Below are 10,403 nucleotides of genomic sequence, written 5' to 3'. Positions count from 1 at the left end.
GCCCCCTTCCGGAGCCCTGGGGATCAGGCGCCGTAGATGTCGTCGATCTCCTTGCTCCACTGCTTGCTGACCACGTGCCGCTTGACCTTCAGGGAGGCGGTCATCTGGCCGCTCTCCTCGGTGAAGTCGCTGGGCAGGATCTTGAACTTCTTGATGCCCTCGGCCTTGGACACCGCGTTGTTGGCGTTGTCCACGGCCTCCTGGACGGCGGCGTTGAGGTCCGGGTCCCCGGTCAGGTCCGCGATCTCGCCGGTCTTGCCGTTCGCCTCCTTCCACTGCGCGAACGACTCCGGGTCGATCGTGATCAGCGCGGCGATGAACTTGCGGTTGTCGCCGACCACCATGCACTGGCTGACCAGGGCGTTGGCGCGGATGCGGTCCTCCAGGACGGCAGGGGCGACGTTCTTGCCGCCCGCCGTCACGATGATCTCCTTCTTGCGCCCGGTGACGCTCAGGAAGCCGTCGTCGTCGAGGGTGCCGAGGTCGCCCGTGCGGTAGAAGCCGTCCTCGGTGAAGGCCTCCTTCGTGGCCTTCTCGTTCTGCCAGTAGCCGACCATGATGTGGTCGCCCTTGAGGAGGATCTCGCCGTCGTCGGCGATCTTCACGGTGGTGCCGGGCAGGGGCTGGCCCACGGTGCCGATCTTGTTGAACTCGGGGCTGTTGACCGAGGTCGGCGCGGTCGTCTCGGTGAGGCCGTAGCCCTCGATGATGGTGAAGCCGATGCCGCGGAAGAAGTGGCCGAGGCGGGCGCCCAGGGCCGAGCCGCCGGAGACGGCGTAGTCGGCGTTGCCGCCGAGCGCGGCGAGCAGCTTGCCGTAGACCAGCTTGCCGAACAGCTTGTGCTTGAGCTTCAGCCCGAGCGGGATCTGCCCGGTGGGGAGCGCCTTGCTGTAGGCGATGGCGGTCTCGGCGGCGGCGTTGAAGATCTTGCCCTTGCCCTCGGCCGTCGCCTTCTGCTCGGCCTTGGTGTAGACCTTCTCGAACACGCGGGGGACCGCGAGGAGGAAGGTCGGCCGGAAGACGGAGAACTGCTCGATCAGCTCCGGACCGGTGGACGGGAAGTGGCCGAGGGTCGCCTTGCCCTCGACGACCATCACCTGGACGAAGCGGGCGAAGACGTGGGCCAGGGGCAGGAAGAGGAGGGTGGAGGGGTTCTCCTTCCCGCGCAGCACCTGCTTGGCGGGGCCCGCGAGGGCGTTGTGGGCGATGAAGAGGAAGTTGCGGTGCGTGAGCTCGCAGCCCTTCGGGCGGCCGGTGGTGCCCGAGGTGTAGATGAGGGTGGCGATGTCGTCGACCTTGACGGCGGTGCGTCGCTTCTCCAGCGCCTCGTCCGCGACCTCGGTCCCGCTGGAGCGCAGCTCCGCGAACTCGGGGCCGTCGAAGCGCCAGACGGGGCCGAGGGCGGGAGCCTTGGCGCGGATCGACTCGACGCGCTCCGCGTGGTCCCCGGTCTCCACGAAGGCGGCCTTGGCGGCGGAGTCGGAGAGGATCCACTCGATCTGCTCGGCGGAGGAGGTCTCGTAGATCGGGACGGTCACACCGCCGACGGACCAGATCGCGTAGTCGACGACGGTCCACTCGTAACGGGTACGCGACATCAGGGCGACGCGGTCCCCGTGCTCGACGCCCGCGGCGATCAAGGCCTTGGCGTACGCGGCGATGTCGCCGTGCAGCTCCGCGACGGTGACGTCGCGCCACTGGCCGGACTCCTGCCGGCGGGCGGCGACGGCAGAGGGCTCGCCGACCGCGCGCGCGTAGAGCGTGTCGGTCAGGCGCGCGTCGTCGGAGATCTCAGCCTTCGCGGGAGAGCTGTATTCGCGCACGTGGTGCTCCTGGACGTGTACGGGTTCTGGATAAGTGGGGACGTGACGACCGTAACAACAGAATGCTACTCATGAGTAGAACGTGTTGCCGTTCGGTATCCAACGGTGATCCGGAGCCGAGGCGTGGCAGGGAGTGAACGCGCTGTTCAGCGTGGTGTCCCCCTGTCGCCAGGCGTGTCGGGTCCGAGTCCCTGAAGTGTCGTGCGGTACGCGGGCCCGTCCGGTCCGACGGCGTGCGGCGCCCTCGGGGGAATCGGAAGTGCGCAGGTCAGGAGGGTGATTTCGCTGACTTCGCGTACGCACGCGAGACTATACGCCTGCCATGGTCTTTGTGCACATCACGTTAACTCTGTGTCATATGACTTGTATGAGGCGGTTTGTCGCGCTCGGAAGGCGGAAACCCCACCGTCCGCGACAACGCCGGGGGAGCCCCGGCTCATCCCTGGCCCGTCCCTGAACCTGCCCTGAGAAAGCCCGCCGGGCGCACCGGGGCCGGTTACCGTGAAGCCAGGAACACGGCGCGAGGAGAGGAAGCGGACATGGCGGAGAACACCGGTCGCGACGGCGGTTCGGGTGCGGGAAGGGGGGACGCCCCGGACCTCATCGACGACGCGCTGAGGCTGGTCGACACCCTCCAGCGCAGACTCCTGGTGGCCGGGGTGAAGCGCGGGGTCGGCGCCGTCACCTCTGCCCCCCCGGCCAAGGGGGACGTGTGGGAGGAGGCGATCCGGCTGGAGAGCGAGGAGGAGCGGCCCCCGCTGGAGGAGGTCCTCGACATCGTGCGCAGGTCCGCCCCCGAGGTCGCCGGTCACCTGGGGCGCGCCGGACTGGCTGCCTTCGACGCCCTCGGTCGCACCTGGGGCGTGGTCGAGCGCTCCCTGGAGCAGGGGCGCGCGGACGACGCGGGGCGTCGTGAGGCCGGGAAGGACCCCGCCGCCGAGCCGCCGGCCCCCTCCTCGTCCTCCCCGGCCCCGGTGCAGGACGGCGTCCCGGAGACCGCGGACGGGCAGGCCGGGGCGGGGGAGCGGGGTTAGCCCGGCGGCTTTCGCTCCCGGGGTGTCGGGGGTCGCGTCCGGCCTGGTTTAATCGAATGGTTTACACCATTTGAAAACCCTCTGCCATGAACCTTGAGACTTATGTCAGAGTTCGGGCGTAAGTGCGAAGGAGCAGCCCCCATGCTGACCATCGGCGTAGACATCGGCGGAACCAAGGTCGCCGCCGGGGTCGTCGACCGCGACGGGCAGATCCTCGACAAGGTCAAGTACCCCACCCCCGCCGCAGACCCGGAGGGCCTGGCCGACGTCGTCGCCAAGGCCGTCGCCGAGCTGTGCGGCAGGCAGGAGCCGGAGTCCGTCCGGGCCGTCGGCGTGGGCGTGGCCGGGTTCGTCGACGAGGACCGCGCGACCATCCAGGTGGCGGTCAACCTGGGGCTGCACGACGAACCCCTCAAGGAGCGCGTCCAGGAGCGCGTCGGCCTGCCGGTGGTCATCGAGAACGACGCCAACGCCGCGGCCTGGGCGGAGGCCCGGTTCGGCGCCGGTCGCGGCAGCGACCACATCGTCTGCGTCACCCTGGGCACCGGCATCGGCGGGGGCCTGGTCATGGGCGGGGCCCTGCACCGCGGCCGCTTCGGCGTGGCCGCCGAGGTCGGCCACTACCGGATGGTCCCGCACGGGCGCCGCTGCGCCTGCGGCAACCACGGGTGCTGGGAGCAGTACGCCAGCGGCCGGGCCCTGGTGGCGGAGGGGCAGGACCGCGCCCGCACCGACCCCCGGGCCGCCGAGCGCATGCTCAAGCTGGCCGACGGGGTCGTCGAGCAGGTGGAGGGGCACGTCATCACCCAGGCGGCCCTGGAGGGCGACCAGGCCGCGCTGGAGTGCTTCGGGATCGTCGGGGAGTGGGTCGGGCTGGGACTCGCGGACCTGGCCGCCATCCTGGACCCGGAGTGCTTCGTCCTGGGCGGCGGGGTCTCCGACGCCGGGTCGATCCTGCTGGACCCGGTCCGCGCCTCCTTCGCCCGGCACGTGTCGGGCCGGCCCGGCCGGCGCTTGGCCGAGGTGCGCCTGGCCGAACTGGGCGGGGAGGCCGGCATCGTCGGAGCCGGGGACCTCGCCCGCCACTGACCCGCCACGCCCCGGCCCCGGGCCGCCGAGGCCGACGCACGTACGGAGCGGGTCCCGTGTCGCCACGGGGACCCGCTCCGTACGTCGTGGGGAAGGACTACTCCTTCGCGTCGTCGTCGCCGCCGCTGCCCCGCGCGGCCCGCTTCTCCTCCTTGCGGGCCCGGCGCTCCTCCTTGCGGCGCTCGCGCTCGGCGCGCCTGCGGTCCTTGTCGCCGGCGTGCTGCTCGCGCCGCGCCTCCTTGGCCTCGGCCTCCAGCTCCGCCTTGATCGACTGCGCGTAGCGGTCCACGTACTCCTGGCCGGACAGCTCCATCAGCGCGTACATGATCTCGTCGGTGACGGCCCGCAGTACGCGCGGATCCGTCTCCATGCCCTCGTAGCGGGAGAAGTCCAGCGGCTTGCCGAACTTGACCTTGGGGCGCACGCCCAGCTTGGGGACGGTGCGGCCGGGAGGCATGATCTTCTCCAGGTTGATCATCGCCATCGGCACCACGGGGGCCTTGGACTCCAGGGCCAGCCGCGCCACGCCGGTACGGCCGCGGTACAGCTTGCCGTCCGGGGAGCGGGTGCCCTCCGGGTAGATGCCCAGCAGGTCGCCGCGCTTGAGCACCCGCAGGCCGGTGCGCAGCGCCGCCTCGCTCGCCTTGCCGCCGGACCGGTCGATCGGGATCTGGCCCACGCCGGTGAAGAACGCCCGGCTCAGCAGCCCCTTCACGCCCGTGCCGGTGAAGTACTCGGACTTGGCCAGGAAGGTGATCTTGCGCGGCAGCGGCAGCGGACCGAAGAAGTGGTCCGAGAAGGACAGGTGGTTGCTGACCATGATCGCCGGACCGCGCCGCGGCACGTTCTCCACGCCCTCCGCGCGCGGCTGCCACAGCACGGCCAGGATCGGCCCCAGGAACGCCTTGACCACCCAGTAGAACATCGCTCAGATCACCCCTGCACACGCGGGGAGGACTGGGCAGGGCCTGCCACGATTCACTGTCCCGCTCGACCGACATTGCCAGAAGGGCTCGCGCCCCGGGAGGACGTCGGAGCCGCCGCCTGACGTGCGCCATCCTCCCACCGTGCGGGGGCAACTGCCAAAGCGCCCCCAAACGGGCTCTCGGCCCGACCCAGTCGAGGATACTCAGTCGGCCCCCGCGGTGCGCTGTGCCCCTCTCGTCCCCGGAGGCCGGGGCGTTAGTGTGCACCCATGACAAACACTCCGCCGAGCGGCTAGCCTCACGGCTGGAGTCGGGGGCCGGGCCGCCCGGCGGCGCCCGGTCCACGGCCGACGCCGGCACCGCCGACACCGACGCGTACCGCACGATCCCCTGGAGCCGCTCCGTGAGACCGACCGACACCGTACCCCTCATCCCCGGGGCGGAGCCCTTCAGCCACCGCGGGTCGGAGGTCGGCGTACTGCTCTGTCACGGATTCACCGGGTCCCCGTACTCGATGCGCCCCTGGGGGGAGCACCTCGCCGCCGCGGGGTACAGCGTGGAGATCCCCCTCCTGCCCGGGCACGGCACGGTCTGGCAGGACATGAACCTCACCACCAGCGACGACTGGTTCGCCGAGGCCGAACGGGCCCTGCTGGACCTGGCCTCGCGCTGCGGGGAGGTGTACGTCATGGGGCTGTCCATGGGCGGGGCCCTCACCCTGCGCCTGGCCCAGGAGCACCCGGACCTCGTGCGCGGGGCGGTGCTGGTCAACCCGTCCCTGGCCCTGGAGGACGCGAGGCTGCCGTTCATCGCGCCGGTCCGCCGCCTCGCCTCGCGGATCATGCCCTCCACGCCGGGGCTCTCCAGCGACGTCTCCAAGGACGACACGACCGAGGGCGGGTACGACAGGGTCCCCACCGCGGCCGCCGCGACACTCCCGAAGCTGTGGCGCGCAGTTCAGGAGGGCATGTCCGGTTTGCGAGCGCCGATTCTGGCCTATCGCAGTACCCAGGACCACGTCGTCGGACCGCGGAGTCTGCGTATCCTCGCTAGGAGAGCGGTCAACACCCGGCTGACGATCCACCTGCTGCACGACAGCTACCACGTGGCGACCCTCGACCATGACGCCGCCGCCATCTTCGACGGAAGCCTCGCCTTCGTGCGGGAGCACCGTAGAAGCGGGGAAGGAGCCGACCGATGACGCAACGTCGGGGTAACGGCCTGCTCGCCGACGCCTACGTGCCCCTCATCCTGCTCGCGCCCTCGCACGCCGACACGATGCTGGAGGCGCTGCGACGCAGCGGGATCGCCGCCTACGCGGTGCCCCTGAACGAGGACGTCCTGGATCCGTCCGGGGGCGGGGCCGACGACCCGCCCACCGACCACCTCTACGTGGACGCCGAGGAGCGGGCCGCGGCGGAACGGGTCCTGGGCGCCGAGCTGCCCGACCTGGGCCACTCCGACCCGGACCTGCTCGCACCGCACGGGGACTCCAGGCCCGAGGCCGACGGCGCGGAGGGCGGGGCCGCCCCCGACGCCCAGGCCGACGGCCCCGCGGGCGGCGACCTGCTCGACGGGCCGCTCGGCGACCCCGACGCCGCGCAGGCCAGGTCCTCCGACGAGGACCACGTCTGGAACGACCTGGTGGCGCGCTTCTACGACGAGGACGCCTCCGTCCGGCCCACCCGCACGGCCTGGCCGGACGCCGAGAACCTCGGGGCCTCCGACCGGCGCGAGGACGCCGGGCCCGGGGGAGGCGGCGCCCCCGACGGCGACCTGCTCGCCGGAGGCCCTCCCGACGCAGCCGGGGAGGACGACGAGGACGAGGACGAGGACGCGCGGCGCCGGGCCGAGGCGGAGCTGGAGGGCCACTACGAGCCCCCGCCCCCGCCTCCCCTGCTCAAGGGCGACCGGGTCGGCATCGCCGCCTGGTTCGGGCTGCTGGGCGGACCCGTGCTGGTGTTCGGCGCGGCGTTCGCCGGCATCTCCCTGCCGAACTGGATGATGTTCCTCGCCGTGGTGGCGTTCCTCGCCAGCTTCGTCGTGCTCATCCTGCGCATGACCGACTCGCGGCCGCCCGGGGACAACGGGCCGGACAACGGGGCGGTGGTCTGACCGCTGGGCTTCGACGTCCCCCTCTGGCGCGCGTTCGCCGTCTTCCGCGCCGCGACCCTGGTCTACTCCCTCGTCCTCCTGGTCCAGAACCACGGAGCCCTGACCAGGCCCTGGGTCGCGTGGACGGTCCTGGCGGCCATGGCCGTGTGGACCGTGGCCGCCACCTACGGCTACGCGCGCCCCGAGCTCCGCACCTGGCGCCTGCTCACCGCCGACCTGGCCGTCGCGTTCGCCTGCATGTTCGCGACGGCCGCCGCCGCCACGCCCTTCTACCTCACCCAGGCCCCGCCCCTGAGCGGCTACTGGTTCGCGGGGGCGGCGCTCTCCGCCGCCGTCATCTGGGGACGGCGCGGAGCCGGTGTCGTCGCCCTCCTCTACGGCTTCGCCGACCTCACGCTGCGCGTCGTCATGGACGCGAACATCACCGCCGCCACCGCACGGGGGGTCGTGCTCCTGCTGCTGGCGTCCCTGGTCGTCGGGTACATGGCCAAGGTCGCCGAACAGGCGGAGCGGCGCTTCGCCCAGGCGGTCTCCCTGGAGGCCCGCCTCCGTGAGCGGGAGCAGCTCGCCCGCTCGATCCACGACTCCGTGCTCCAGGTGCTCGCCCTCGTCAGCCGGCGCGGGGCCGAGGCCGGCGGCGAGGCCGCCGAGCTCGGCCGGATGGCGGGCGAGCAGGAGGTGCGGCTGCGCGCCCTTTTCGCGGACGGGCTCCCGGGCGGGGATCCGCCCGGCGGGTCGTCCGGGGACGGCGCCGCGCGGGCGGGGGCGCCGGGGGCCCGCGGAGCGCCGCGGTGGGCCGGCGCCCGGGACGGCGCCTCCGGCCGCGCCGCGGCCGTGCACGCCGACCCGCGGTCCGGGGGAGGGCCCCGGGGCGGCGGTCCGGGGGCGGGGTTCGACGGCGCCCCCGTGGACCTGCGCGAACAGGTCCGCAGGGCGGAGTCGTCCCGCGTCTCGGTGTCCGCGCCGGCCTCCCCCGTCCTGCTCCCCGCGCGCACGGCAGAGGAGCTGGCCGCCGCGGTCCTCGCGGCCCTGGACAACGTGGAGCGGCACTGCCCCGGCGGCACCCGTGCCTGGGTGCTGCTGGAGGACGAGCCCGGCGGGGTGACCGTGTCCGTGCGCGACGAGGGGCCGGGGATCGCGCCGGGCCGGCTGGAGGAAGCGCACGCGGACGGCCGCCTCGGCGTGGCCCAGTCCATCCGGGGGCGTGTGCGGGACCTGGGGGGAACCGTCGAGTACGTCTCGGTCCCGGGGCAGGGAACGGAGGTGGAGATGCGCGTCCCCCGGGGGAACCCGCCTCAGAGGGGAGGCCCGTGGCCCGGTTCCTCCTGGTAGGAGAACCGCTGCTCGCTCCACGGGTCGGCGCGGTTGTGGTAGCCGCGCTCCTCCCAGAACCCCCGCCGGTCGGCGGTCATGTACTCCACCGCGCGCAGCCACTTCACGCTCTTCCACCCGTAGAGGTGGGGGACCACGAGCCGCAGCGGGAAACCGTGCTCGGGGGCGAGGGGCTCCCCGTCGCGGTGGGTGGCCAGGAGGACCTGCTCGGACAGGAAGTCGTCCAGGCGCAGGTTGGCGCTGTACCCGTACTCCCCCCAGGCCATCACGTGCGTCACCTCCGGGGCCGGGGGCGCGGCGGAGACCAGGTCGAGGGCGCGGACCCCGCCCCAGGGGACGCCGGGGACGCTGAACCGCATCACGCAGTGGAAGTCGCTCACCGAGTCGGTGCGGGGCAGCGTGCCGAACTCCTCCCACGTCCACCGGTAGGAGCCCAGGGTCTCCGTCGCGCCCATGATCCGGAAGTCCCACCTGTGCGGCCGGAAGACGGGGACGGGCCCGTAGTGCAGCGGTCTGTGCTCGTACCGTACGGCCTGGCCCGGCGGGATCCCGGGCCCCCCGGCGCGCCCGGCGCGATCCTCCCCCGCACCGCCGTCCCCGTCCGCTCTCTCGGACAACACGTCCCCCTGCTCGTCCCGCTCCGGCCGCCCGGCCCTTGCACTACGCCCCTGCCGACGGGTCGGGCGTGTCCCCCGCCGGGACCTCCCCGTCCCGTCCGCCGCGGGGGAACGCGGCGCCCGGCCATCCTGCCAGGCGCCGACGAGAGCCAGGTCACTCGCCCCGTGCGTGCGGGCACGCCGCAACCGTGCGCTATAGTCACAGCCATGCAGCGAAACTTCTGGCGCTTTTATGGCTACCGGCCCGATACCCCGGTCGCCTGTAAAGCGCTGCGCTGACACAGACGACTTGAGCCCCGGGCCGGTAGAGCCCGGGGTTTTTTCGTGTCCCGGGCGCGAACCGGTCCCGCCACTCCCACCGACAAGCAGCTAGGGACGAACCACATGGTCATCGTGATGGCGCCGGACGCCACCCCCGACAACATCGACTCGCTCGTCGAACTGGTCACCTCCTCCGGAGGCGAGGCCTACGTGACCCGAGGGGTCAGCCGTACGATCATCGGCCTGGTCGGGGACGTCGAGCGGTTCCAGAACCTGGGCCTGGCCGCGAAGCCCGGTGTCAGCGACGTCCTGCGCATCTCCGCGCCGTACAAGCTGGTGAGCCGCGAGAACCACGACAGCCGCAGCGTCGTCAGCGTCCGGGGGGTGCCGATCGGCGGGGACAACGTCACCGTCATCGCCGGCCCGTGCGCCGTCGAGACCCCGGAGCAGACCCTCGAGGCCGCCAGGATGGCCCTCACCGCGGGCGCCTCCCTGCTGCGCGGCGGCGCGTACAAGCCGCGGACCTCGCCGTACGCCTTCCAGGGGCTGGGCGAGGCGGGGCTGAAGATCCTCGCCGACGTCCGCGAGGAGACCGGTCTGCCCGTCGTCACCGAGGTGGTGGACGCCGCCGACGTCGAGCTCGTCGCCTCCTACGCCGACATGCTCCAGATCGGCACCCGCAACATGCAGAACTTCGCCCTGCTCCAGGCGGCGGGCGACGCGGGCAAGCCCGTCATGCTCAAGCGGGGGATGAGCGCCACCATCGAGGAGTGGCTGATGGCGGCCGAGTACATCGCCCAGCGGGGCAACCTCGACATCGTCCTGTGCGAGCGCGGCATCCGCACCTTCGAGAAGGCCACCCGGAACACGCTCGACATCAGCGCGGTCCCGGTCGCCCAGAACCTGTCCCACCTGCCGGTCATCGTCGACCCGTCCCACTCGGGCGGCAAGCGCGAACTGGTGCTCCCGCTGTCCCGCGCGGCGGTCGCGGTCGGCGCCGACGGCGTCATCGTGGACGTGCACCCGCACCCGGAGACCGCCCTGTGCGACGGCCCGCAGGCCCTGCTGGAGGAGGACCTGGCACAGCTGCGCGACCTGGCCGGCACCCTCGCCGCCCTGAGCGGGCGCACCCTCACCCCGGCGCCCGGCCGCGAGCTGGCCGGTCTCTGAGGCCGTGGCGACGGAGCCGCCCCGCCACGTCCGACG

Annotated in this window: 9 protein-coding genes; 6 read left to right on the top strand and 3 right to left on the bottom strand. The window is 72.6% G+C overall.

The window, feature by feature from the left end:
• Positions 1–23: 23 nt before the first annotated feature.
• A complete protein-coding gene (locus ACWGL3_RS27725) occupies positions 24–1,823 on the bottom strand; it encodes an AMP-dependent synthetase/ligase (protein ID WP_267948889.1) in 1,800 nt (599 codons plus the stop codon).
• Positions 1,824–2,362: 539 nt separating this feature from the next.
• Between ACWGL3_RS27725 and ACWGL3_RS27720 the strand changes: the two genes are divergently transcribed.
• The gene (locus ACWGL3_RS27720; protein WP_267948890.1) at positions 2,363–2,857 is read left to right on the top strand and encodes a hypothetical protein; all 495 of its coding nucleotides are present in this window, start codon (positions 2,363–2,365) and stop codon (positions 2,855–2,857) included.
• A gap of 141 nt (positions 2,858–2,998) precedes the next feature.
• The gene (locus tag ACWGL3_RS27715; protein WP_267948891.1) at positions 2,999–3,946 is read left to right on the top strand and encodes an ROK family glucokinase; all 948 of its coding nucleotides are present in this window, start codon (positions 2,999–3,001) and stop codon (positions 3,944–3,946) included.
• A 97-nt stretch (positions 3,947–4,043) separates the two neighbouring features.
• On the opposite strand, the gene ACWGL3_RS27710 is transcribed toward ACWGL3_RS27715, so the two are convergent.
• Positions 4,044–4,871, bottom strand: coding sequence for a lysophospholipid acyltransferase family protein (locus ACWGL3_RS27710; RefSeq protein WP_267948892.1), 828 nt, complete (start codon positions 4,869–4,871; stop codon positions 4,044–4,046).
• A gap of 404 nt (positions 4,872–5,275) precedes the next feature.
• Between ACWGL3_RS27710 and ACWGL3_RS27705 the strand changes: the two genes are divergently transcribed.
• Genes ACWGL3_RS27705 through macS form a run of 3 tightly spaced genes read left to right on the top strand, consistent with a single transcriptional unit; the run spans position 5,276 to position 8,319 of the window.
• Positions 5,276–6,073: an alpha/beta hydrolase gene (locus ACWGL3_RS27705; RefSeq protein WP_267948893.1), complete on the top strand. Its 798-nt coding sequence runs from the start codon at positions 5,276–5,278 to the stop codon at positions 6,071–6,073.
• On the top strand, positions 6,070–6,987 hold the full coding sequence (locus ACWGL3_RS27700; RefSeq protein ID WP_452461964.1) for a hypothetical protein: 918 nt from the start codon (positions 6,070–6,072) through the stop codon (positions 6,985–6,987). Before ACWGL3_RS27705 ends, ACWGL3_RS27700 begins: the two co-directional genes overlap by 4 nt.
• Positions 6,988–6,990: 3 nt before the next feature.
• Positions 6,991–8,319: a MacS family sensor histidine kinase gene (macS, locus tag ACWGL3_RS27695; RefSeq protein ID WP_267950304.1), complete on the top strand. Its 1,329-nt coding sequence runs from the start codon at positions 6,991–6,993 to the stop codon at positions 8,317–8,319.
• On the opposite strand, the gene ACWGL3_RS27690 is transcribed toward macS, so the two are convergent.
• The gene (locus ACWGL3_RS27690; protein WP_452461965.1) at positions 8,283–8,867 is read right to left on the bottom strand and encodes a molybdopterin-dependent oxidoreductase; all 585 of its coding nucleotides are present in this window, start codon (positions 8,865–8,867) and stop codon (positions 8,283–8,285) included. The two genes, macS and ACWGL3_RS27690, sit on opposite strands and share 37 nt — an antisense overlap.
• Before the next feature lie 453 nt (positions 8,868–9,320).
• Between ACWGL3_RS27690 and aroF the strand changes: the two genes are divergently transcribed.
• Entirely contained in the window at positions 9,321–10,367 is a 1,047-nt protein-coding gene (gene aroF / locus ACWGL3_RS27685) for a 3-deoxy-7-phosphoheptulonate synthase (RefSeq protein ID WP_267948895.1), read from the top strand.
• The last annotated feature ends 36 nt before the right edge of the window (positions 10,368–10,403 follow it).

The organism is Nocardiopsis sp. NPDC055824, from assembly GCF_053616335.1.
This window is presented reverse-complemented; position numbering and strand designations above follow the sequence as displayed.

Excerpts from the sequence above, each read along its gene's own strand:
- ACWGL3_RS27720 (WP_267948890.1), top strand. The coding sequence starts at position 2,363 with ATGGCGGAGAACACCGGTCGCGACGGCGGTTCGGGTGCGGGAAGGGGG.
- ACWGL3_RS27715 (WP_267948891.1), top strand. The coding sequence starts at position 2,999 with ATGCTGACCATCGGCGTAGACATCGGCGGAACCAAGGTCGCCGCCGGG.
- ACWGL3_RS27710 (WP_267948892.1), bottom strand. The coding sequence starts at position 4,871 with ATGTTCTACTGGGTGGTCAAGGCGTTCCTGGGGCCGATCCTGGCCGTG.
- ACWGL3_RS27700 (WP_452461964.1), top strand. The coding sequence starts at position 6,070 with ATGACGCAACGTCGGGGTAACGGCCTGCTCGCCGACGCCTACGTGCCC.
- aroF (WP_267948895.1), top strand. The coding sequence starts at position 9,321 with ATGGTCATCGTGATGGCGCCGGACGCCACCCCCGACAACATCGACTCG.